Source organism: Salegentibacter agarivorans (genome assembly GCF_900113135.1).
In the GTDB taxonomy this organism is placed as follows: Bacteria; Bacteroidota; Bacteroidia; order Flavobacteriales; family Flavobacteriaceae; genus Salegentibacter; species Salegentibacter agarivorans.
The window spans coordinates 1-21725 of record NZ_FOOH01000032.1 but is presented as its reverse complement, the minus strand read 5'-3'; the positions used below and the strand labels follow the sequence as shown (position 1 = coordinate 21725).

The following is a 21725-nucleotide window of genomic DNA, read 5'->3' as shown; positions in this document are numbered from 1 at the left end:
TCCATTTTCTCAATGAACGATTATTTACTTTTCGCCTTAATTTTTGTCACACTCTTAATCGGACTTTACTTCGGAAAATTAATTTCAGGATTAAAAAGTAAAAATAAAGAAGCTATTCTTGAAGAAAAGAATAATCAATTATCACTTCAGGTTGATGAGTTTAAAAATCATATGAATAGCAATTTAGAGAATTATAAAACTGAATTATTAGATTATAAAAATACATTCCGGGTACAAACTGAAAAACTCGAAAAAGAACGCGAAGAAATTCGAAGAGAGAAAGATTTTTTAAATACAGAACTCACCCGCCGTAATGCCGAATTTGAAAATTTAGAGCAAAGAAATAAAGAACAAAAAGCCGAAGTTGAACAACTTCAGGAGAAATTCGAGAAAGAATTTGAAAACCTCGCCAATAAAATTTTAGAGCAAAAATCTGAGAAATTTACCCTTCAGAATAAAGAAAATATTCAGAATATTCTAAACCCTTTGCAGGAAAAAATCCTTCATTTTGAAAAACGAATCGAAGAAGGAAATAAAGAAAGTATAGATCGCCATGCTATGCTGCGACAACAAATTATTGGGTTAAAAGAGCTTAACGAGCAAATGAGCAAGGAAGCCACCAATCTCACTAAAGCGCTTAAAGGCGACACTAAAACACAGGGAAACTGGGGCGAAATGATCCTGGAGCGGGTTCTGGAACGCAGCGGACTCCAAAAAGGCAGCGAATACAGTGTACAACAAAGTTTTACCAATGCCGACGGGAAACGGGTTTTGCCCGATGTGGTAATTAATCTTCCTGGCGATAAAAAAATGATCGTAGATTCTAAAGTCTCCCTAAACGCCTACGAACGCTACAGCAATGAAACAGATGAGCAGGATAGAAAACAACATCTGAAAAATCACCTTACCGCTATTCGAAACCGGGTAAGTGAATTGGGTAATAAAAATTACCACCAATTATACGAGATGGAAAGTCCCGACTTCGTTTTACTTTTCATTCCCATTGAAGCTGCGTTTGCTGTCGCTTCCAACGAATATCCAGGACTGTATTCTGAAGCTTTTGATAAGAATATAATTATCGTTACACCCACCACTCTACTCGCTGTACTCAAGACCATAGACAGTATGTGGCAAAACGAAAAACAAAAGCAAAACGCCATTGCCATCGCAACCCAGGCCGGGGCTTTATACGATTCTTTCACTGCTCTAACCGAAGAGCTTACAAAAATTGGCAGGCAATTGGGAACGGTTCAAAATTCCTATGAAGGCGCGATGAAAAAGCTTACCGGAAAAGGAAATCTACTTAGACGGGTAGAAAAACTTAAAAAACTGGGTGCTAAAGCCAATAAACAAATAGATCCTAAAATGCTATCAGCTATAGATGAGGAAGAAATTGAAGAAAATCATGAAAATTAACCACTCTCCTGCAAGGTTTTGAAAACCTTGTAGGTTTGTAATTATTATGCATTCAAGAAAATAAAACCAAAAATTAATATGAAAACCTATAACAAATCAGTTTTCAGTTTTTTATTGATAAACCTTTTTATGCTGAATATTTCAGCACAGCATATTTATTTTCCTGAAGCCGGAACCTGGGAAGAAAAAGATCCAAAATCTTTCAATTTAGATTTCTCCGAAGCTATTCAGCTTGCTGAAGCAAACGAATATTCCGAATCCAAAGATTTACGCCAGGCAATATTAAAGGGCTTCCAACACGAACCTTATCACGAAATCTTAGGACCTACCAAAAGACGCGGTGGCCCGGCGGGAATAATTTTAAAAAATGGCTACTTAGTGGCAAAATGGGGAGATACAAAGCGTGTGGATATGACTTTTAGCGTTACCAAAAGTTTTCTCTCTACCACCGCCCTACTCGCCTTAGATCAAAACCTGATCACTAATGTTAAGGACCCGGTAATCAATTACGTTTGGGACAATACTTTTGAAGGCGAACATAACTCAAAAATCACCTGGAAACATTTGCTTGAGCAGAATTCAGATTGGAGCGGGGAACTTTGGGGTTCTTATGATTGGGCCGACAGGCCTTCTCAGGATACAGGAATAGACGATTGGCGAAACCGGAAACTCAACGAACCTGGAACGCATTTTAAGTACAACGATGTTCGGGTTAATGTACTCGCCTATTCTTTACTCAATGTTTTTAGAAAACCACTTCCCAAGGTTTTAAAAGAAAAAATTATGGATCCTATAAACGCTTCTTCGAGCTGGCGCTGGTTTGGGTACGAGAATTCCTGGACTACCATAGATGGCTACAAAATGCAATCGGTTAGTGGTGGCGGGCATTCCGGCGGCGGAATGTTTATCAATACCGAAGATATGGCGCGTTTTGGTTTACTATTTATGAATAATGGCAATTGGAATGGCGAACAATTAATTTCAGAAGCACTTATTCAAGAAGCTATTCAGCCTTCAGCTACAAACCCAAACTACGGATATATGTGGTGGTTAAATGCCGATGGCCCGAGACAATGGAAAAATATAGATAAAAACATTTTTTATGCGGCTGGTTTCGGCGGAAATTTTATTATTGTAGATCGTAAAGAAAACCTGGTAATTGTTACCCGCTGGCTGGAACCTTCTAAAATAGAAGAATTCGTGCAGAAAATCTATAACTAGAATTATGAAAAAAACACTTTTTGGTATTTTAGGAGCTATTTTACTACTCTTCATCGCCTGGTTTGCATTTATCTACTTCGTGCCTTACAGCGAAGGCACAAGGAGCGGCGAACTTATAAAATTCAGTAAAAAAGGTGTGATTTCTAAAACCTGGGAAGGTGAAATTAGCCAGGGAATTAGTGGTGCGCAAATCTTTCAATTTTCAGTATTAGACAATAACCAGGAAGCTATAGAAGCGCTACAGGAGAACGAAGGTAATTATGTTAGACTAAAATATGTTGAGCGTTACGCCACTTTTTTCTTTTGGGGTGATACCAAATATTTTATAACCGAAGTAGAAGAAGCCGAATCCCCTCATTTTAGAGATAGATAATTTATGACTCAATTTAAACACGTAAAAGACTCACAGGTAGATATTTCAGAATTAATGCTGCCTTCTCATTCAAATTTCAACGGAAAAATTCACGGAGGCTATGTGCTTTCACTTATGGATCGCATCGCTTTTGCCTGTGCCTCCAAACACTCTGGAGCCTATTGTGTAACCGCTAGTGTTGATACCGTAGATTTCCTAAAACCTATAGAAATTGGCGAATTAGTAACGATGAAGGCTTCGGTAAATTACGTGGGTAATAGTTCTATGGTAATTGGAATTCGCGTTGAAGCCGAAAATATTAGAACCGGCGAGATAAAACATTGTAATTCTTCCTATTTCACGATGGTGGCTAAGGCTGAAGACGGAAAATCGCTACAGGTTCCCGGCTTAATCCTTAGTAATGAGCACGATATTCGTCGTTTTGCAAAAAGCATAAAACGTAATAAAATGAAGCTGAATCGTAAACAGGAATTTCATGAGACCGATTTTTCTTCAAAAGAATATGTGCACTTACTGGATGAATATAAGGTTAAAATAGAGCAGTAAAAAATTTGAAATTTAATGGATTTATAGCAGCTATTTTTGTGGCGATAATAATCGCCTATTTATTCCCTGAGGGAATTGTGATTTTTCCGCTAAAAACCATCACCGACATTGGGATAGGTTTTATTTTCTTTTTCTACGGACTAAAATTATCTCCCGCAGAGTTTAAATTGGGTTTTCTGAATTATAAAGTTCACATCGCAATTCAGTTAGCCACCTTTGTAGCCTTCCCACTTTTAGCTCTGCTATGCTTACCGCTTTTTGAAGCAGGAACAGGTTCAGATCTTTGGATTGCTTTATTTTTTCTGGGAACACTTCCTTCTACAGTCTCTTCTTCTATAGTGATGGTTTCTTTGGCTAAAGGAAATTTGCCTACCGCCATTTTCAACGCCAGCCTTTCGGGTTTAATAGGCATCTTCGCAACTCCCATTTGGCTAAGTTTTTTTCTTAGTGGAAGTACCGATTTTGAATTCCTGGATGTACTTATAAAATTATGCTGGCAGATTATTATACCGCTAATTCTTGGATTATTTCTACAAAAATTTCTTGGGAATTTTGCAAGAAAGCACAGTAGAAAATTAGGCTTGCTAGATAAAACTACTATTATACTAATTGTTTACTCAAGCTTTAGTAACTCGTTCACATCCAATATATTTAGCAGCGTAGAAACTATTGATTTACTTAAGCTTACCGGGATAGTTATTTTATTGTTTTTTATAGTTTACTTTGGACTTGGTTTAATCTGTAATATTTTAGGTTTTAGTTTAAAAGACAGGATCACCACCCAATTTTGCGGTACTAAAAAATCCCTGGTGCACGGCTCTGTAATGGTAAAAGTAATCTTTGGAAATTCAGCCAATACCGGACTATTATTACTACCTATAATGATCTATCATTCTCTGCAATTAATACTAATCGCTTTTTATGCTGAAAACTATAGAAAGCGAGTTTTAAAAGCTGAAACTTTAGAAGAAACTTTATAAGTAAAGCGCAATATCAGCGATACTTATAGTGAAAAAGATCCAACCCAGAATTAACAGAAGTCCGCCAAGTGGAGTTATTGGTCCTAAAATCTTTATTTTCTTTCCAACGGAATCGCTTAGGGTTAAACCATAAATACTAAAAGAGAACAGAAATATTCCAATTATAAAAAACCAGGCAATAAGCTGCTGAGAAATACCAATAAACGGAAAAACTATTCCGGAAATTATAAGCATAATTGCGTGGTACATTTGGTATTTTACTCCTGATTCAAAACTTTTTAGCTGATCTTCAGAAAAACGCTTTTTTAAAGCGTGGGCTCCAAAAGCACCAAAAACTACTGCAAGTGTGCCGTAGATTCCACCTATTATGAGTACAATTTCTTTCATTAGTTATAATTATAATCCTGAGAGGTTATTTATTTAAGTTAGAAAACCTACAAAGTTTAAACACCTTGTAGGTTTTTGGTTTATTGTGTTGAGTAAAAAGAACTGGTTTCGTCAAGCTGAACTTGTTTCAGCTTCTAACATTTTTATAATTATTAAGATCTTAGATCCTGAAATAAATTCAGGATGACGATTATTTAATTCTTTCAAGAGCTTTATTTTTCATAATAAGTAAAGACCTCACAGGTTTTAGAAACCTGTGAGGTCTGTTTGTCCTACTTACTCAAATACATCTTCCTCCTACTATACAGGTCGTAAAAGGCATCGTCCCTTAAGCTATCAATAAAGAGAATACTTTCCCCTGTACTTTTCATTTCAGGACCTAGTTGCTTGTTCACTTTATGAAACTTATTGAAAGAAAATACCGGTTGTTTTATTGCATAACCTTCTAACTTCGGATTAAATTTGAAATCCTTGATTTTCTTTTCACCAAGCATCACTTTGGTCGCGTAGTTCACATAAGGTTCTTTATAAGCCTTCGCGATAAACGGCACCGTTCTGGAAGCTCTAGGATTGGCCTCAATGATATACACCATATCATCTTTAATAGCGAACTGGATATTTATTAAACCAACTGTATTAAGCGCTAAAGCGATCTTACGGGTATGGTCTTTTATCTGCTCCATCACCAGGTCTCCAAGGTTAAAAGGAGGTAACAAGGCATTAGAATCTCCAGAGTGGATTCCGCAAGGTTCAATATGCTCCATTATTCCTATAATATGAACATCTTCCCCGTCACAAATTGCATCTGCTTCAGCTTCTATAGCACCATCTAAATAATGATCCAGTAACAATTTATTATTCGGGATTTTTCGAAGTAAATCTACTACTGTTTCTTCTAGTTCGTCCTTATTGATCACGATCTTCATCCCCTGCCCACCTAATACGTATGAAGGTCTAACTAGGATTGGGAAATCAAGTTCATCGGCTAATGCCAGGGCTTCTTCAGCAGTTTCAGCGGTTCCAAATTCAGGGTAAGGAATATCGTTAGCCTGAAGCAACTTTGAGAAGCTTCCGCGATCTTCAGCAAGATCTAAAGCTTCAAAGCTGGTTCCCATAATTTTAATTCCGTAGCGATCCAGTTTTTCAGCTAATTTCAGTGCAGTCTGTCCACCAAGCTGAACGATCACTCCTTCTGGTTTTTCGTGACGAATAATATCATAAATATGTTCCCAGAAAACCGGTTCAAAATAAAGTTTATCGGCAATATCAAAATCGGTAGAAACCGTCTCAGGGTTACAGTTTATCATGATGGTTTCGTAACCGCATTCTGAAGCGGCCAATACACCGTGCACACAACTGTAGTCAAATTCAATCCCCTGACCTATTCGGTTGGGTCCAGAACCAAGAACTACAATCTTTTTCTTCTCGCTCACCTTACTTTCGTTATCTACATAACGTTTGCCGTCTGGAGTTTCAATTTCGGCTTCAAAAGTGGAATAGTAATAAGGGGTTTCAGCTTTAAATTCAGCCGCACAGGTATCTACAAGTTTATAAACCCTATTTATTCCCAGATCTACCCGTTTATTATAAACTTCACTTTCCAGACAATCCAGCATATGTGCTATTTGCCTATCGGCAAAACCTTTTTGTTTCGCTTCCAGCAAAAGATCTTTTGGTAGAGATTCTTTATCGTGCTTAGAGATCTCTACATCTAAAGCATAAAGCTCTTCGTATTGACGCAAGAACCACATATCTATTTTAGTGATCTCGTGAATGCGGCTTAACGGAATTCCCGCCTGTATTGCATCATAAATCACAAAAACACGATCCCAACTAGCGTAAGTAAGTTTTTCTATAATTTCGTCGTACTTGGTGTAGCTTTTTCCGTCAGCTCCAAGTCCGTTTCTTTTAATCTCAAGTGATTGTGTGGCTTTATGTAAGGCCTCCTGAAAGGAACGGCCAATTCCCATCACCTCTCCCACAGATTTCATTTGAAGTCCTAAGGTGCGGTCTGCGCCCTCAAATTTATCGAAATTCCAGCGCGGGATTTTCACGATCACGTAATCTAAAGTAGGCTCAAATAAAGCCGATGTAGATTTAGTAATCTGGTTTTCCAATTCATCTAAGTTATACCCAATTGCCAGTTTTGTTGCAATTTTCGCTATGGGATACCCGGTTGCTTTAGAAGCTAAGGCAGAAGATCTTGAAACCCTTGGGTTAATTTCTATCGCAATAATATCTTCCTTTTCGTCTGGACTCACCGCAAACTGTACGTTACATCCACCGGCAAAATCGCCAATGCTACGCATCATTTTTATCGCCATATCACGCATACGCTGGTAAGCGGTATCGCTTAATGTCATTGCGGGAGCTACTGTAATAGAATCGCCGGTGTGGATCCCCATTGGATCCATATTTTCTATAGAACAAATAATTACCACATTATCGTTCTTGTCTCTTAGAAGTTCTAATTCATATTCCTTCCAACCTAAAAGTGCTTTGTCTATTAGCACCTCGTGAATTGGCGAAGCTTCCAGGCCGTGGGTAAGTTTTTCATCAAACTCATCTGGACCGTGTACAAACGAAGCTCCACTTCCACCTAAAGTAAAAGAGGCACGAATCACTAAAGGAAAACCAAACTCCTGCGCAACTTCTTTTCCCTGAAGATAAGAGGTCACCGTTTTTGCCGGGGCTACTGGAATTCCAATTCTCCCCATAAGCTGTTTAAACTTTTCGCGATCTTCGGTAATATTAATGGCGTCAATATCTACCCCTATTAATTTTATTCCAAAATCTTCCCAAATTCCTTTTTCATCGGCTTCAATACAGAGATTTAAAGCAGTTTGGCCACCCATTGTTGGTAGAACTGCATCTATATTGGGATGCTTTTTAAGAATTTCTACAATAGACTTTGTAGTTAAAGGTTTTAGATAGACGTGATCTGCCATAGACGGATCTGTCATAATTGTAGCCGGATTGGAGTTAAGCAGGATAGTCTCTATCCCATCTTCACGCAAGGAGCGTAAAGACTGTGTTCCGGCATAATCAAATTCGCAGGCCTGGCCTATAATAATAGGTCCGGAGCCAATAATAAGGATACTTTTAAGGTTGTTGTTTTTGGGCATTTTTTATCAGGATTGTAGCATATGAAACATAAAAGTAAGGAAGCGATTGGATATAAAAAAAGGCGTTACTAAAAAAAGTAACACCTTTAAATATTTTAAATCCTAATTCTCATTAGTGCTTATGTCTGTTTTCAGAAGAGACAGATATTTTCTTTCTTCCTTTAGCCCTTCTTCTGGCGAGGACTTTTCTTCCGTTTGCACTAGCCATTCTTTCTCGAAAACCGTGCTTGTTCTTTCTTTTTCTCTTGGATGGTTGAAACGTTCTTTTCATTTTAAATATCTTTAAATCTTCTGAATAATCGTTTTTTTAGCTCTCTGTAAAACTGCGTGCAAATATACAAAGCTTTTTAACTATTACAAGAGGTAATTTAAATTATTTTTAATTGTTTTTCTTACCTTTGCCGCTTCCAAAATAAAAGCATTTATGTTTAATAAGAATATCAAATTAGTTTTAGCGGGAGCTGTAATAGGTCTTGCCATTTGGCAGTTTATAGAAGGAAACATTGGAAATGGTATTATGTACATCCTACTTTCCTTAATTTTTATATTCCTGTATTTTAAAAATGAAATGATATTACTTGCTTTCTTGCGACTTAGAAAACAAGATTTTCCCGGCGCAAAAAAGTGGTTAGATAAAATTAAAAATCCAGAAACCGCGCTTACCCAAAAACAACAGGGTTATTACTGGTATCTACACGGGCTAATGGTTTCCCAAACCAATATTACGCAAGCCGAAAAATTCTTTAAACGTGCTATTAAATTAGGCCTGGCAATGGATCAGGACCTGGCGATGGCAAAATTAAACCTGGCGGGAATTGCAATGACAAAACGCCGAAAAAGAGAAGCTACCAATTTACTTGCTGAAGCTAAAAAACTGGATAAGCACGGAATGCTTAAAGACCAGATTAAGATGATGAAGCAGCAAATGAAGAAAATCTAATTTTTACATAAATTTAGTTAATTTCAGCTTTCATTAATTTTTCCGCAACTTTTGGCCAAAATATTGACCCTTCAGCGATAATATTTCAGCAATAGTTTCTTCCGAAGTATCTTTGTTTTTAACTAAACAGAACAAAGTGCATGAAGAGACTTTTACTCCTCTTTTTTATAATTTTAGGCTTAAATATACAGGCTCAAACAGAGAAAAGCGACAAGCTCTATTTCTCTGATGCACTTGTTATGCACTTACCTGAATATAATAAGGAAGCAAAAGCGGCTTATAGATACAGGCGCTTTGAAGAAGCCGACCGGTTATTTGAAAACTTTGTTACCGCTAAACTGCAGGGAACATATATAGACAATTTTAAATTTCTAAATCTCAAAGGAAAAAAAGTTACGCTATACGATTATAAAAAGCCCGTTTATTTATTAACCTATGCTTCCTGGTGCATCCCGGGGAAAGGCGAAATACCAGCACTTAATGAACTAGCCGATAAATACCGGGATAAAATTGATTTTGTAATTGTGTTTTGGGATAAAAAAGAAACCGCCAAAAAACTTTCCAAACAATTTAATTCACATATAAATGTATTATATGTAGATGAAACCAGGAACAACCACGCTTTTGTGGTAGAAAACCTGAAACATTCTTTAGGTTTACCAACGTGCTATTTAATTGGCGGTGACCGGGAAATTAGGGATATTAAAAGGAGTATTTTTCATCCTTATAATTTATCTAAAGAAGAATCTTTTGAACTTAATTACGAAGCGATTAATTCCGCAATTACCAATAATCTTATTGGTAATTCAGAAAAGAAGGAAGAAATAAAATGGAGCGCCATTACACCGGAATAATTAAAGCAATGGAGCCCAGAGCCTGGCCAGGGCTTCTCTTATTTTTTCTAAAGCCGGGCGTTGCATCCATTCATTTATAGTTAGCTCGGTGGTTTCTTTAAGGTCATTTTTATAAACCCCAGTCATTTCTCCAGCCACTTTTTTATCGTATAAAAATGCATTGATCTCAAAGTTAATATCAAAACTGCGATTATCCAGATTACAGGAACCAATACTGGTTAGTACACCATCTACCACCATAGTCTTAGCGTGGACCATCCCTTTATGATAATGAAAAACCTGAACCCCAGATTCCAGTAATTTTTCTATATAAGAATTGGTGGCATAACGTGCAATCACCGAATCTCCTTTTTCGGGAATAATAATTTTAACTTCTACTCCTATCCTACTTGCCATACACAAGGCGGTAAGAATTTGATTGTTTGGAATAAAATAAGGTGTGGTTATATAAATATATTTATCAGCAGTATTTATTGCGGTTAGAATGGCTTCCATAATATTTTGCCAATCGGTATCGGGGCCACTGGCGGCAATTTGAACCGCAGTATTTTCGGTTAAATCTATCTTCGGAAAAAAACTATCTTTAATTTTAAGTTCTTTTCCACTAATAAAATTAAAATTCAGTAAAAATTGAGCCTGCAAAGATTTTACGGCGTGGCCTTCAATTCTAAGATGAGTATCTCGCCAGAACATTTTTTCTTGCGGGTTTTCTTCAAAATTCACATATTCATCACATATATTAATTCCTCCAATAAACCCAATATTCCCGTCTATAATCGCCATTTTTCGATGATTGCGATAGTTTAATTTTCGGGTTAAATTGGGAAACCAAACCGGCATAAACGGATAAATTTCAATTCCGTAGGATTTCATTTTTTTAACCGCTTTTGATGAAAGTCTGCTCGCTACGTAATCGTAACTAACCCGTACTTTCACGCCTTCCTCAGCCTTTTCACACAGTAATAAAATAAGTCGATTTCCTATTCTACCACTATTAAAAATATAATATTCTATATGAATATGATCCTGGGCTTTCTTAATATCTTCAAATAAGGCTGAGAACTTATTTTCGCCATTTATAAGGACACGGACTTTATTTAAGAAAGTAACCGGTTTCTTTTGATTATTTTGCAGTAAGTGAACCAGCTTGATCTTTTGATTAACACACTCCTGATTTAAATTAACCAGATCTTTTTTATTAAGCATTAGTTTATCTTCCCAATGCTTAATAATCTTCTGGTCGTACAGTTTTTTACGGTTAAATAACTTGCTTTTCCTAAATTCCTGGGCAAAAAAGTAATAGACCAATAGGCCTATAACCGGTAGTACAAAAAGTGCAAAAATGAGCGAAATACTTTTTACCGGTTCTCTAAAATGCATTAATTCGTAACCGGCCGTTATAAAAACGATTATAAAATTGATAGTTAGAAGTACCCACCAAAAATTATCCAGGAAAGCACTCATTTACTTTACCGCGGTGTAAGTTTTCTCTGCAGGGATCTTAATCTCGTATTCCTTTCTGGATGCATTATTTAAATGTGCTTCCCTAAGCCAGGGATTATGGATTTTCAAGATCTTATAATTAATATCAAAATGATGCGCAAAATCGGCGAAATCTTTAACCACGGTATCAACTTTTACCGTTTTGGTTGAAATATGTTTGTAAAGATGTTTTTCTTCAAAATTGAAGCCGTATTGTTCAGGATTGCTTAAAATCTCTTTTATAGCAAGGATTCTAAACATATATCTTCCGGTTTCTTCCCCAAGCAATAATTCGTAATAATCATCTACTTTTTGACGTTCTAACTGTCTTTCAACGCCTCTATTCCCGGCGTTATAAGCGGCAGCCGCCATTGTCCAGCTACCAAATTTTTCTTTAGATTTCTTTAGATAATCGGCAGCCACACGGGTAGATTTTTCAATATGGTAGCGTTCGTCTACATTTCCATTTATCTCTAAACCGTAATCTTTCCCCGTACCTTCCATAATTTGCCAAAAACCTTTGGCTCCTGCAGGAGAAACTGCCTGTGTTAAACCGCTTTCAATTACAGCCAGGTATTTAAAATCGTCTGGCACACCTTCTTCCTTCAGAATAGGTTCAATAATTGGAAAATATTGATTGGCCCGCTTTATTAAAAGCAAGGCATTAGATTGCCAGTAGGTATTTACCAGCAATTCCCTGTCCATTCTTTCGTAAATATCTGGATCATCAATTGGCACCTCTTCTCCTGCAAAGTTTATATTCTCAGGCATTGGGAGTGCATAGATATTATAATCTTTTACCGGACGCTCTTTTTGATTGGCTACAGAAGATTCAGCTGTAGCCTCGTTGTTAGAATCTGGAGACTGTTGAGCAGCTTGTATACTTACAAACACAATAGTGAAAAGTCCCACTATAACTAATACAGATTTTAAAATTTTCATATTAATTCAATTTTTTATTTTTCTCTTCAATTTTTCCTGAAAGTATTATTTCAGGAAGATACTTATTAAACCAACGATAACGATTCAAAATCATTATATGAGTCCCACCTTTTACGGTAATACATTCCGGAATATATTTTATAGGAAAAATTTCGTCTTTATCACCGTGAATATGAACAATGCCTTTTTGGGCTTTGGCACAATTCCATAAAACCATATTTTCTATAGCCCAGTCTAAATAACGCTGATTCCTAACTGAAAGATATTGCCGGTAAAGTTTCGCCCTTTTTTTAATAAAATCTCCTACAGCAATCTTTTCAAAATGATCTACATAATCAAACAAACTTGTAGGTATAAGTTTAAATAAACCTGTGCTGGCGGCGTATCGCATACGCCTTGGCAATTCTTCTCTACACTTTACACTAGAAATAATAATAAGTCTTTTAAGATTAAGACTCTTTGCCATTTCCTGCACAATAACCCCGCCAAAAGATACACCAATCAAGACTACATTTTCGTGCTTTACGTATTTATTCATACGCAAGGCATAACTTTTAAGGCTTTCCTCTTTTTTAGGAATAATCCATTCTAAAAAATGCATTTTAAAACGGTCTTCTGGAAGTTTTATAAATTCAAATATGGAAGAATTAGCAGCCATACCGGGCATAAAATAAACGTGAATCAACTGGTTTTCTTCAGTCATTTTAACAAGTATATAACACTTAACATTGGGCTAATGCCGTAAATTTACCTAAGAAGTGAATTTTGAAATATTTTCAATTTTTAATTCTAATATTTCATAAAATACTCCAGGAGCTTGTCCCGGGGTAGTTTGCACTCCAAAATTACTGCTATTTATTTGGCTTTCACAGTTGAAAGATTAAAAATAATGGAGAATTTTACAAAGCCTATAATTTTATTGTTTGCTGCTAATAATTCAGCTTTAAAGGCTTTATTTTCCTACCTTTACAATAACCATCCAAAGAAAATTTTCACAACTAATTATTGCCGATTTATGCCATTAAATTGGCTGACCCAATGGTTAATAACAAAAAAGAGAAATGATGAATGCCGAAGAAATTATAATTACCGATAATGAATTTTTAAGACAGTTTGAAACTACTATAAATCAACAACTTGCTACCATAGAGTACGCCCAGCAGGAACGAAAAATATTTTTAACAAAAGTATTTATGCCTGAAACTCTTAAAGAAGAAGGCTATATGGATATTTTTATTGAAGCTGTTTTAGAAGAAATTAAAGAACGAAATACGCGCGTAATGCCTACCAGTCCAGATGTTGCTAAATTTATGCGTAAGAACAGAAGAAAATATAAAGACCTTTTACCGGTAGGAATAAATATTTAAACCGCTACTTTTTCTGAAGCAAATTCAAACCTAACCAATCCATCTTCGTCAATTAAAGTCAGTTCTATTTGATGAAGTGTATTTACCAATGCAGGGTCCCAGGGTGCTTTTACCTTTACATAGTTCTCTGTAAAACCGTGAATGTATCCTTCTTTATTTTCCCCTTCAAAAAGTACGGTACTTGTATTTCCTAACTGACTTTCATAAAACGCCCGTCTCTTTTTAGCTGAGAGGCCACGTAGCATTTTGCTTCGTTTCTTTCTCACTTTGGTAGGAACCACACCTTCCATTTCTGCTGCAGGAGTATTATCACGCTCAGAATACGTAAAAACGTGCAGGTAAGAAATATCTAATTCATTCAAATAATTATAGGTTTCCAGGAAGCGTTCTTCGGTTTCGCCGGGAAAGCCAACAATAACATCAACACCAATACAGGCATTGGGCATTACTCGCTTAATTTGCGCCACCCTATCGCTATAAAGCGAACTCATATAACGACGCTTCATCAATTTAAGCAAATCGTCACTTCCGCTTTGTAATGGGATATGAAAATGAGGCACAAACGTATTACTATCGGCAACAAAATCTATGGTCTCGTTTTTCAATAAATTAGGCTCAATAGAAGAGATTCTTAAACGTTCAATTCCATCTACCTCATCTAAAGCTTTTACAAGGTCAAGAAAAGTATGTTCGTGCTTTTTATTGCCAAATTCACCTTTTCCGTAATCCCCAATATTTACTCCGGTAAGCACAATTTCTTTAATTCCTTTTGCTGAAATTTCAGCGGCATTGGTTAAAACATTTTCCAGTTTATCGCTTCGGGAAATTCCACGCGCTAACGGAATGGTACAATAAGTACATTTATAATCACACCCATCCTGCACCTTTAAAAATGCACGGGTTCTGTCACCAATGGAATAAGCACCCACGTAGAAGTCGGCTTCATCAATTTCACAGGAATGAACTTCCCCAAGATCATTTTTAGAAAGATCGTTAAGGTAATCGGTGATTTTGAATTTTTCAGTCGCCCCAAGCACTAAATCTACTCCATCTACATCGGCAAGTTCTTCCGGTTTCAATTGGGCATAGCAACCCACGGCAATCACAAACGCATCTTCATTCACTTTTTGCGCTTGTTTTACGATGGTTTTAAAGCGTTTATCGGCATTCTCGGTAACCGAACAGGTATTGATCACATAAATATCAGCTTCTTCAGTGAATTCCACACGCTTAAAACCTTCATCTTTAAAAGATCTTGCAATGGTAGAAGTTTCTGAAAAATTGAGTTTACAACCCAAGGTATAAAATGCGACCTTCTTAGTATTCATACACCTGCCTGTTTCTGTAGAAGTTAAACGATTTTTAGGGCTGCAAAGATACCAACAATTATTGTTTTAGGAAAACATTGTTTTGATTTCGGTACTCGGTACTCGGTACTCGGTTCTCGGTTCTCAGTTGTCGGTTTTGGTTAAGTCGTCATTGCGAGAAGGCGATAGCCGACGTGGCAATCTGTCCTTAAAAATCGCATTCAAACGTCATTCCGGGTTTAATAAATTAGATCCCGGATGAAAAATCGGGGCAGGCTCTGAAATAAGTTCAGGTTGACGTTTTGATCAAAAACATTGAACTGAAGATTGCTGCACTCGCAATAACGAATTAACTTAACATTATATAAGAAGAGGAATGATTAAACTTTCTCAACCGAACCAACTATAACCTCAGCTTCCAGTATAATTTTACTTTTTATAGAATTGGAGATCAAACAGGCTTTTTCACTTTTTTCTATGATGCGTTTGGCTCTTTCAGCATTATTTTCGTCGGAAATTTCCAAAACTGGTTTTAGTATAATTTCAGTCATTTGAAATTTACCTTCAACTTTATCCAGTTTTCCTATTGCTTTAGATTTAAAAGAGATAAACTCCAGTTTAGAATTTTCAGCAATAGCCAGGAAGGTTGTCATCAAACAACTTTCTACCGCGGCAACCAGAAAATGTTCAGGAGACCAAATGTTGGGCATTCCTTTTGGAAAATCTGGCGGGGTTGCTGTTTCAATAATATCGGTCAATTCAGGAGAGCTAACTTCTCCTTTTCGATCTTCTAACCAGATAAGATCTACCTGATATTCGTGTTTTTCAGCCATAACTTTATATTTTTTAAACCCAAATGGGGTATTTTCTTTTACAAAGAAACAGCGATTAAAAACTAAAAAATATGATTCAGGTCAGCTTCAGGAAAAACTTTAAGATTCAATAAATTCTTTAAGCGTATTTACCACATAATCCAGCTCATCCCTGGTATTAAATCTCGAAAATGAAAACCGTACCGATGGTTTTTTAAGGTCTTCTTCTTCTAAAAATGCATTTAGCACATGAGATCCCTTATCACTTCCACTTTGGCAGGCACTACCTTTAGAACAGGCAATTCCTTTTAAATCTAATTGAAATAATAACATTAAAGCTTTATCGGCTGGCACCGGCAAACATACATTTACCAAAGTATAGGTACTTTTTGAAGCATCGTCACAATCACCGTTGAATTTCACCCCGGGAATTTCGGCTTTTAATTTTGAAATAAAATGAGCTTTTAGATCACTTATATAGGCCTTTTCTTCGGCTAAATTATCTAAAGATAGTTTTAAAGCTTCTTCCAGGCCTACAATATTATGAACCCCTTCTGTGCCGGCACGATGGCCACGCTCCTGCTCTCCTCCAAAAATAAGTGGTTTTAATCCGCTGTTTTTTCTAATAAAAGCAAATCCCACACCTTTTGGGCCGTGAAATTTATGGGCGCTTACCGCGGTAAAATTTACCGGTATTTCACTAAAATCAAGATCATAATGTCCCACCGATTGTACACAATCTGAATGAAATAAGGCGTGATGTTTTTTACACAATTCTCCGACTTTTTTAATGTCCAGTTTATTCCCAATCTCGTTATTTACATGCATCAGGCTAACCAACGTCTTTTTATCTGAAGCATTTAATAATTTTTCTAAATGTGCTACATCAATATTTCCGCGGGAATCTAAATCAACATAAACTACCTCTACATCAAAACAATCCTGAAGCTGCTCTACGGTATACAAAACCGCGTGGTGTTCAATTTTTGAAGTGATTATTCGCTTAACTCCAAGATCACGAACCGCGGAATTTAAAGCCAGGTTATCGGCTTCAGTACCACCAGAAGTGAAAATTATTTCTGAAGCTTTTACATTTAAATAACCGGCAACAGTTTTACGCGCCTGCTCTATTAAAGATTTAGCAGATCTTCCAAAAGAATGGGTAGAAGAAGGATTACCATAAACCTCTTTCATCACAGAGGTCATTCGGTCAATTACTTCATCACGCATTTGCGTGGTCGCGGCAGAATCAAGATATACATTTTTCATTGCCGCAAAATTAAACGAAATAAAATTATTTAAAAGAACCTGCCCTAAAAATCTTGAATTCCGCTATTTTTGTTTCACTTTGAATATATTACCATACTATGAAAAAGATTCTTGCAGCTTTATTTTTCTCTTTTGCCCTTTATTCCTGTGACGACGGGGATATTACCGTGACCAGTTTCGATTTAGAAAACAGTGATCTAACTTTATGTGAAATTGATGGTAAAAAAGTGCTTTGGGCTGTAAATAATGAAGATGTTTATGAATCTATGTCTTTAGAATTAAAAGATAATCGTTTAAATGATACGCTTACGCAGAAAATTTTAACGCTGGAGGTAAATGATTCAATAGTAATTAATCTCTCGGGCGAAGATAACCGACTGGTTTACAGAATTTATGACAGTGAGATTAATGGAGGCGAATATTTTTGTGAGGGAGTACCGCCAGGATCTCCGCGGGTATTAGAAGAATATGTTTCTGCCGGCGGAGTTGTGGTAATTAGAACCAGGTTTAATGATATAAGCCTCGATGCCGACGCCGATGGGGATGGCGTACCCAATGGCGAAGAAGGATATGATCCCAACGGAGACCATCTGGATACTGATGGTGATGGTATCCCAGATTATTTAGATATTGATGATGATAATGATAATGTCCCTACGGCTGATGAAAAAAATGCCAGTCCTGAAGATCCTACAACAGAAGAAGGTTATTTAGATACAGATGTAGATGGAATACCCAATTATCTTGATCCCGATGATGATGATGATGGGGTTTTAACCCGCCACGAAATTGATCCTGAGGATGTACAAAGAGCTATTGACGAAAATAACGATGCCTTTTTAAGTCCTATAAATACGGCTGAAGTTGATGGATTCCCAAATTATTTAAATGAAAATATTTTTGATCCTAATTTTGAACACGATCTTCAGTTAGATCATCATATTACAAGAAGTTACAGATCTACCATTGAGATTAAAAATTTTAATTTAATTAGACAGGATGGAAGCGGCGAAGATATTCGGTTTGATTCTTATATCCTGGGAAGGCTGGATGTTACAAGAATTCCTTTTCAGCAATTTACTAACCTTCAACAGGAAAATGAAGAGGGACAAAGTGATAACGAAAATGGTGAAGAAGAAACTAATACAGAAGATTAAACATTCTGAAAAAAATAGACCTCTGTAGCACCCAGACCATATTTTTGATAATCGGCATCGTAAAATTTAAGGTTGTCGTATCGGCCCAGTAAAAAATCCAATTCGGCTTTTAAGACTCCCTCACCTACCCCGTGAATAAACACAATTTTCTGAATTCGTTTTCTCATTGCGAATTCTATTTGCCGTTTTGCAGTTTCTAATTGAAGGTTCAGCATATCGTAATTATTCATCCCGCGGGAAGAAGTGGTAAGTTTTTCAATATGCAAATCTACTTCCATTGGAGGCAAATTTCTTTCTTTCGGCTTTATGCGTTGTGATTTGGGTTTTGGAGGTAACTTTTTTTCAGCTAAAACCTTTTCAAAATCAACATCATCAGATAAAGCTTCAATTGGGGTTTCAATTTTCACTAATTCCGCTGCAGAAAATTCCATTTCAAAACCATCGGTAGTTTCAATATAAACGGTGCCGGCTTCAGTTTTTATTACATAACCTTCCAGCACATCATCTAAAACCGCCACTTTATCCCCTTTTTTCAGCTCCATTACTCGTTATTTTCGTCTTCTTTATGATCGTCTTTTGTCTCTACCCAAAAATTTGTTGCACGATAAAGACCTAGCATAATAGTGACTAAACCAATGATTTTAAAGTAAGCGTGAGCACCTTCAGCTGCAATAGCATAAATTAAAAGTGCGCCACCTACTACGATTAAAATTGTATTTATTACTTGAGAATTATTCATTTTTTTACCTGTTATCCCTTATTTGTAAAATGTTTAAAATAACGGTTCTTGTATTTTCTGCAAAGTTACAGGAATTATGAGGCAAATATACTTCTTAGCTTTTATTTTCTCTTTTTACTACGGAAATGCTCAATTACACATTTCGCCTTCGACTTCCGGAGACTCCTATATTTATCTTAGCGATCGTTTTTTGTATGTTGAAGACAATATCAATTTAGAAAAAAACCACAATCCAGAAACTGAAGCAAGCATTTACCTTAGAAAAGAATCGCAATTATTACAGGGAGAAAAAAGTACAAATCTCAATTATGGGAATGGCTTACTCTCGGTTTTCCAGGAAGGCACGTCTAATGCTTTTGATTATAATTACTGGGCCTTGCCGGTTAAAGATAATATTAGTCAAGACCAATTTGGTGCCGTGATTTTTCAACCCAAGAACAAAACCAATAGCAATCCGGTCCATATTACAGGAAGTTTAGAAGGCACTTCCCACCCTTTAAGAATTTCTCGCCGCTGGATTTATAAATATTCTGGCAGTGATTATAATGACTGGCAGCACGTAGGTGTTAGTTTTGATGTTGCGCCGGCCGAAGGCTTTACTATGAAAGGTGTAAATGGCACTGACCCCAGACTCGTTAATGGAGTTGAAAATAATCCAGGCAATAGCCAGCGATACGATTTTAGAGGTTTACCTAATGATGGCGAGATAAAAGTTTCAATAAATAAGGACCAGGCAGTTTTGGTGGGCAATCCTTACCCTTCGGCCCTACATTTACAAAGTTTTTTAATGGAAAATTCCGCCAGCACAGGCATTGCTTATTTTTGGGACTCTAAAAATAATGGTGATTCTCATAATCTAAAAGACTATGAAGGTGGTTATGGTTCTTACTCTCCGGGGCCAAATGCTTATGCGCCCGCAGTTTTTAAAACTTATAACGGTGCAGGTGAAGAAACAGGAAGTTCGGGAGAAACCGGTAGTGAAATTGCTCGCGAATATGCCCCCATTGCACAGGGTTTTATGTTAAGCGGAAGAAACGATGGCTATATTCATTTTAAAAATTCGCAAAGAAGGTTTCAACAGGAAAATTCACAAACTTCAGAGTTTAAAAATCAGCAAAAAAGTGAGATTCCACTTTTAAAACTCAATGTAATAGTAAATAGCCTCTACACCCGTGCCCTACTTTTAGCTTTTAGGGAAGATTCTTCTAAAGATTATGATTGGGCAATGGATGCAAAGATCTATGGGGTTTTGCAGAATGATGTGGGATGGAATATTGAAGAAGCGTTTTATAATATACAGGTAAGGCCGTGTAGAAAAAATGATAAAATTCCGTTGCTAATTAATTTAACAGAAAATGCTTCATTAAGCTTTCAACTTGATGATTTTAGACAATTTGAGAATGAAAATGTGTATATTTTTGATGCTGAGTTAGAATCTAATTTTCGATTAAATAAAGATATATTTTCAATAGATTTACCAAAAGGAAACTATAGTAATCGATTTTTTATTAGTTTTATTGAGGAAAAAGAAGATAATTTGCAATCTGAATTACCAGTAGAAGAATTAGATTTTTCAATACCTGAAGCTCTTATTGTTCAAAATAACATAGAAGCGCAATTGGAGATTAAAATGGTGGAAACCGATGTAAAACAAATTTTGTTATACGACCTTAACGGACAAATGATTTATAATAAAACATTACCAGGCGGAAGTGCAAATTATACATTGCCTACTTCAGGACTACAGGACGCAATTTATGTCCTGAAATTAATTTCTTCTAGCAATATGGAATTTACCAAAAAAATTAGCATTAAAAATTAATTATGGAAGATTTTATGTTGCCCTGTCTTAACAAAAGCCTCTTTGGAGTAGATTGTTTTGGCTGTGGGGGTCAACGCGCCTTATTACTTGTTTTTAATGCAGAATTTACCCAGGCATTTTTAATGTTTCCGGCTATCTATCCCATTTTATTTTTACTTGCCTTTCTCATCCTGAATCTCTTCGTAAAATTTAGATACGATTTTCAAGTAAAAATTGGGCTAATTATTTTGAGCGGAGCGGTAATGCTAATTAGCTATTTAATAAAAATGAATCAATTAATACAACTAACCCAATAAACCAATCTTTATGGAAAGACAACAATTACCAAATTCAACTTTAATTTTAATTTTCGGTATTCTCTCAATTATAGGATGCTGCTGTTACGGTATTCTGGGAATTATCTTCGGAATTATTGCGCTTGTAATGGCAAAAAGGGCTACCGAAATCTATAATGCACAACCTGAACTATACACCGGGTACCAGAACGTAAAAACCGGGAAAATTCTTGCTATTATTGGCCTTATACTAAGCGCTATTAGTTTAATAAGCACTATTGTAATGTTTATTATGTATGGCGGAGTAGATGGGATTTATGAGATGCAAAATGAAATTTTAAGAGAAATAGAACAAAATCAATAGGTCTTTTTCTTTTTGAGAATAAGAAAGAGGCCGTCTAAAAAGTATTTAGATGGCCTTTTTTATTGATAAAAGTTTTTGTGAGAGAAGTGCTTCTTCTTTTGTAGATATTCTTAATGATAAAAAAAGGCAAGGAAGCCCCCTTCCTATGCTATACTGAATTTTCTTAAGTTGTGCGCCATAGCAATTAACCCTATTTCAGTAGTTACTTTCTCCATTCCCCGAAGCATAAATCGCTTGAAGCCCATATTTTGCTTGATATTCCCAAAGACGGCTTCCACATCCCAGCACCGACGTTTACGATGTGCTATTCCCGCTTCACTTAATAGTAGGTTCCTGGCTTTTTCCTT

The 21725-nt window shown here is 36.3% G+C and carries 24 protein-coding genes; 12 read left to right on the top strand and 12 right to left on the bottom strand.

Annotation, left to right across the window (positions count from 1 at the left end; translation table 11 throughout):
* Positions 1-12: 12 nt before the first annotated feature.
* From rmuC to BM084_RS17140, 5 genes are all read left to right on the top strand, one after another.
* The gene (gene rmuC, locus BM084_RS17160) at positions 13-1416 is read left to right on the top strand and encodes a DNA recombination protein RmuC (RefSeq protein ID WP_093306268.1); all 1404 of its coding nucleotides are present in this window, start codon (positions 13-15) and stop codon (positions 1414-1416) included.
* Between the two features lie 78 nt (positions 1417-1494).
* Positions 1495-2637 carry a serine hydrolase domain-containing protein gene (locus tag BM084_RS17155; protein WP_093306266.1) on the top strand — a complete coding sequence of 381 codons (1143 nt, stop codon included), beginning with the start codon at positions 1495-1497 and terminating at the stop codon, positions 2635-2637.
* A 4-nt stretch (positions 2638-2641) separates the two neighbouring features.
* Positions 2642-3010 (top strand): 6-phosphogluconate dehydrogenase, encoded by a 369-nt coding sequence (locus BM084_RS17150; RefSeq protein WP_093306263.1) that lies wholly within the window; start codon positions 2642-2644, stop codon positions 3008-3010.
* Between the two features lie 3 nt (positions 3011-3013).
* The gene (locus BM084_RS17145; protein WP_093306260.1) at positions 3014-3556 is read left to right on the top strand and encodes an acyl-CoA thioesterase; all 543 of its coding nucleotides are present in this window, start codon (positions 3014-3016) and stop codon (positions 3554-3556) included.
* A gap of 5 nt (positions 3557-3561) precedes the next feature.
* Complete coding sequence (locus tag BM084_RS17140; RefSeq protein WP_093306259.1) at positions 3562-4536, top strand: bile acid:sodium symporter family protein; 975 nt, start codon at positions 3562-3564, stop codon at positions 4534-4536.
* On the opposite strand, the gene BM084_RS17135 is transcribed toward BM084_RS17140, so the two are convergent.
* The 3 genes from BM084_RS17135 to rpmH all read right to left on the bottom strand — a co-directional run bounded on the left by BM084_RS17135 (position 4531) and on the right by rpmH (position 8319).
* Positions 4531-4923: a DUF423 domain-containing protein gene (locus BM084_RS17135; protein WP_093306257.1), complete on the bottom strand. Its 393-nt coding sequence runs from the start codon at positions 4921-4923 to the stop codon at positions 4531-4533. The two genes, BM084_RS17140 and BM084_RS17135, sit on opposite strands and share 6 nt — an antisense overlap.
* Positions 4924-5195: 272 nt before the next feature.
* Positions 5196-8048 carry a carbamoyl-phosphate synthase large subunit gene (carB, locus tag BM084_RS17130; protein ID WP_093306255.1) on the bottom strand — a complete coding sequence of 951 codons (2853 nt, stop codon included), beginning with the start codon at positions 8046-8048 and terminating at the stop codon, positions 5196-5198.
* A gap of 112 nt (positions 8049-8160) precedes the next feature.
* Positions 8161-8319 (bottom strand): 50S ribosomal protein L34, encoded by a 159-nt coding sequence (rpmH, locus tag BM084_RS17125; RefSeq protein WP_075327124.1) that lies wholly within the window; start codon positions 8317-8319, stop codon positions 8161-8163.
* 153 nt (positions 8320-8472) lie between these two features.
* On the opposite strand from rpmH, the gene BM084_RS17120 reads away from it, so the two are divergent.
* Both BM084_RS17120 and BM084_RS17115 read left to right on the top strand, forming a co-directional pair.
* Positions 8473-8988, top strand: a complete 516-nt coding sequence (locus tag BM084_RS17120; protein WP_075327125.1) for a hypothetical protein — start codon at positions 8473-8475, stop codon at positions 8986-8988.
* A 140-nt stretch (positions 8989-9128) separates the two neighbouring features.
* Positions 9129-9842, top strand: a complete 714-nt coding sequence (locus BM084_RS17115; RefSeq protein WP_093306252.1) for a TlpA family protein disulfide reductase — start codon at positions 9129-9131, stop codon at positions 9840-9842.
* Here the strand turns inward: BM084_RS17115 and cls are convergent, their stop codons facing one another.
* Genes cls through BM084_RS17100 form a run of 3 tightly spaced genes read right to left on the bottom strand, consistent with a single transcriptional unit; the run spans position 9843 to position 12969 of the window.
* Entirely contained in the window at positions 9843-11306 is a 1464-nt protein-coding gene (gene cls / locus BM084_RS17110) for a cardiolipin synthase (protein ID WP_093306250.1), read from the bottom strand.
* On the bottom strand, positions 11307-12266 hold the full coding sequence (locus tag BM084_RS17105) for a lytic transglycosylase domain-containing protein (protein WP_093306247.1): 960 nt from the start codon (positions 12264-12266) through the stop codon (positions 11307-11309). It lies immediately after the preceding gene.
* Position 12267: 1 nt separating this feature from the next.
* On the bottom strand, positions 12268-12969 hold the full coding sequence (locus BM084_RS17100) for an alpha/beta fold hydrolase (RefSeq protein ID WP_245764402.1): 702 nt from the start codon (positions 12967-12969) through the stop codon (positions 12268-12270).
* Between the two features lie 361 nt (positions 12970-13330).
* Here BM084_RS17100 and BM084_RS17095 point away from each other — a divergent pair, with 361 nt between their 5' ends.
* Positions 13331-13633 carry an N-acetyltransferase gene (locus BM084_RS17095; protein ID WP_075327131.1) on the top strand — a complete coding sequence of 101 codons (303 nt, stop codon included), beginning with the start codon at positions 13331-13333 and terminating at the stop codon, positions 13631-13633.
* On the opposite strand, the gene mtaB is transcribed toward BM084_RS17095, so the two are convergent.
* The 3 genes from mtaB to BM084_RS17080 all read right to left on the bottom strand — a co-directional run bounded on the left by mtaB (position 13630) and on the right by BM084_RS17080 (position 17021).
* Positions 13630-14961, bottom strand: coding sequence for a tRNA (N(6)-L-threonylcarbamoyladenosine(37)-C(2))-methylthiotransferase MtaB (gene mtaB / locus BM084_RS17090; protein ID WP_093306245.1), 1332 nt, complete (start codon positions 14959-14961; stop codon positions 13630-13632). The two genes, BM084_RS17095 and mtaB, sit on opposite strands and share 4 nt — an antisense overlap.
* Before the next feature lie 359 nt (positions 14962-15320).
* The gene (locus BM084_RS17085) at positions 15321-15773 is read right to left on the bottom strand and encodes an OsmC family protein (RefSeq protein ID WP_075327133.1); all 453 of its coding nucleotides are present in this window, start codon (positions 15771-15773) and stop codon (positions 15321-15323) included.
* Positions 15774-15872: 99 nt separating this feature from the next.
* The gene (locus tag BM084_RS17080; protein WP_075327134.1) at positions 15873-17021 is read right to left on the bottom strand and encodes a cysteine desulfurase family protein; all 1149 of its coding nucleotides are present in this window, start codon (positions 17019-17021) and stop codon (positions 15873-15875) included.
* A gap of 98 nt (positions 17022-17119) precedes the next feature.
* On the opposite strand from BM084_RS17080, the gene BM084_RS17075 reads away from it, so the two are divergent.
* Positions 17120-18178 (top strand): hypothetical protein, encoded by a 1059-nt coding sequence (locus tag BM084_RS17075; protein WP_093306243.1) that lies wholly within the window; start codon positions 17120-17122, stop codon positions 18176-18178.
* Here BM084_RS17075 and BM084_RS17070 read toward each other — a convergent pair.
* Together BM084_RS17070 and BM084_RS17065 are read right to left on the bottom strand one after the other, a co-directional pair.
* Positions 18175-18720 (bottom strand): Smr/MutS family protein, encoded by a 546-nt coding sequence (locus BM084_RS17070; protein WP_093306241.1) that lies wholly within the window; start codon positions 18718-18720, stop codon positions 18175-18177. The two genes, BM084_RS17075 and BM084_RS17070, sit on opposite strands and share 4 nt — an antisense overlap.
* Positions 18720-18917: a hypothetical protein gene (locus BM084_RS17065; protein ID WP_075327137.1), complete on the bottom strand. Its 198-nt coding sequence runs from the start codon at positions 18915-18917 to the stop codon at positions 18720-18722. Before BM084_RS17065 ends, BM084_RS17070 begins: the two co-directional genes overlap by 1 nt.
* 76 nt (positions 18918-18993) lie before the next feature.
* Here BM084_RS17065 and BM084_RS17060 point away from each other — a divergent pair, with 76 nt between their 5' ends.
* From BM084_RS17060 to BM084_RS17050, 3 genes are read left to right on the top strand one after another with little or no spacing between them, the layout of a single operon-like run.
* A complete protein-coding gene (locus tag BM084_RS17060; RefSeq protein WP_093306238.1) occupies positions 18994-20739 on the top strand; it encodes a T9SS type A sorting domain-containing protein in 1746 nt (581 codons plus the stop codon).
* A gap of 2 nt (positions 20740-20741) precedes the next feature.
* Complete coding sequence (locus tag BM084_RS17055) at positions 20742-21035, top strand: DUF2752 domain-containing protein (RefSeq protein ID WP_075327139.1); 294 nt, start codon at positions 20742-20744, stop codon at positions 21033-21035.
* 10 nt (positions 21036-21045) lie between these two features.
* Positions 21046-21378: a CCC motif membrane protein gene (locus BM084_RS17050; RefSeq protein ID WP_075327140.1), complete on the top strand. Its 333-nt coding sequence runs from the start codon at positions 21046-21048 to the stop codon at positions 21376-21378.
* 143 nt (positions 21379-21521) lie between these two features.
* Here BM084_RS17050 and BM084_RS17045 read toward each other — a convergent pair.
* A partial coding sequence (locus BM084_RS17045; protein ID WP_143083679.1) for a transposase occupies positions 21522-21725 on the bottom strand: 204 nt, incomplete at its 5' end.

What these genes read in the sequence shown, in the direction of transcription:
- rmuC (WP_093306268.1), top strand. Translation starts at nt 13, where the DNA reads ATGAACGATTATTTACTTTTCGCCTTAATTTTTGTCACACTCTTAATC.
- BM084_RS17155 (WP_093306266.1), top strand. Translation starts at nt 1,495, where the DNA reads ATGAAAACCTATAACAAATCAGTTTTCAGTTTTTTATTGATAAACCTT.
- BM084_RS17150 (WP_093306263.1), top strand. Translation starts at nt 2,642, where the DNA reads ATGAAAAAAACACTTTTTGGTATTTTAGGAGCTATTTTACTACTCTTC.
- BM084_RS17145 (WP_093306260.1), top strand. Translation starts at nt 3,014, where the DNA reads ATGACTCAATTTAAACACGTAAAAGACTCACAGGTAGATATTTCAGAA.
- BM084_RS17135 (WP_093306257.1), bottom strand. Translation starts at nt 4,923, where the DNA reads ATGAAAGAAATTGTACTCATAATAGGTGGAATCTACGGCACACTTGCA.
- carB (WP_093306255.1), bottom strand. Translation starts at nt 8,048, where the DNA reads ATGCCCAAAAACAACAACCTTAAAAGTATCCTTATTATTGGCTCCGGA.
- rpmH (WP_075327124.1), bottom strand. Translation starts at nt 8,319, where the DNA reads ATGAAAAGAACGTTTCAACCATCCAAGAGAAAAAGAAAGAACAAGCAC.
- BM084_RS17120 (WP_075327125.1), top strand. Translation starts at nt 8,473, where the DNA reads ATGTTTAATAAGAATATCAAATTAGTTTTAGCGGGAGCTGTAATAGGT.
- BM084_RS17115 (WP_093306252.1), top strand. Translation starts at nt 9,129, where the DNA reads ATGAAGAGACTTTTACTCCTCTTTTTTATAATTTTAGGCTTAAATATA.
- cls (WP_093306250.1), bottom strand. Translation starts at nt 11,306, where the DNA reads ATGAGTGCTTTCCTGGATAATTTTTGGTGGGTACTTCTAACTATCAAT.
- BM084_RS17105 (WP_093306247.1), bottom strand. Translation starts at nt 12,266, where the DNA reads ATGAAAATTTTAAAATCTGTATTAGTTATAGTGGGACTTTTCACTATT.
- BM084_RS17100 (WP_245764402.1), bottom strand. Translation starts at nt 12,969, where the DNA reads ATGACTGAAGAAAACCAGTTGATTCACGTTTATTTTATGCCCGGTATG.
- BM084_RS17095 (WP_075327131.1), top strand. Translation starts at nt 13,331, where the DNA reads ATGAATGCCGAAGAAATTATAATTACCGATAATGAATTTTTAAGACAG.
- mtaB (WP_093306245.1), bottom strand. Translation starts at nt 14,961, where the DNA reads ATGAATACTAAGAAGGTCGCATTTTATACCTTGGGTTGTAAACTCAAT.
- BM084_RS17085 (WP_075327133.1), bottom strand. Translation starts at nt 15,773, where the DNA reads ATGGCTGAAAAACACGAATATCAGGTAGATCTTATCTGGTTAGAAGAT.
- BM084_RS17080 (WP_075327134.1), bottom strand. Translation starts at nt 17,021, where the DNA reads ATGAAAAATGTATATCTTGATTCTGCCGCGACCACGCAAATGCGTGAT.
- BM084_RS17075 (WP_093306243.1), top strand. Translation starts at nt 17,120, where the DNA reads ATGAAAAAGATTCTTGCAGCTTTATTTTTCTCTTTTGCCCTTTATTCC.
- BM084_RS17070 (WP_093306241.1), bottom strand. Translation starts at nt 18,720, where the DNA reads ATGGAGCTGAAAAAAGGGGATAAAGTGGCGGTTTTAGATGATGTGCTG.
- BM084_RS17065 (WP_075327137.1), bottom strand. Translation starts at nt 18,917, where the DNA reads ATGAATAATTCTCAAGTAATAAATACAATTTTAATCGTAGTAGGTGGC.
- BM084_RS17060 (WP_093306238.1), top strand. Translation starts at nt 18,994, where the DNA reads ATGAGGCAAATATACTTCTTAGCTTTTATTTTCTCTTTTTACTACGGA.
- BM084_RS17055 (WP_075327139.1), top strand. Translation starts at nt 20,742, where the DNA reads ATGGAAGATTTTATGTTGCCCTGTCTTAACAAAAGCCTCTTTGGAGTA.
- BM084_RS17050 (WP_075327140.1), top strand. Translation starts at nt 21,046, where the DNA reads ATGGAAAGACAACAATTACCAAATTCAACTTTAATTTTAATTTTCGGT.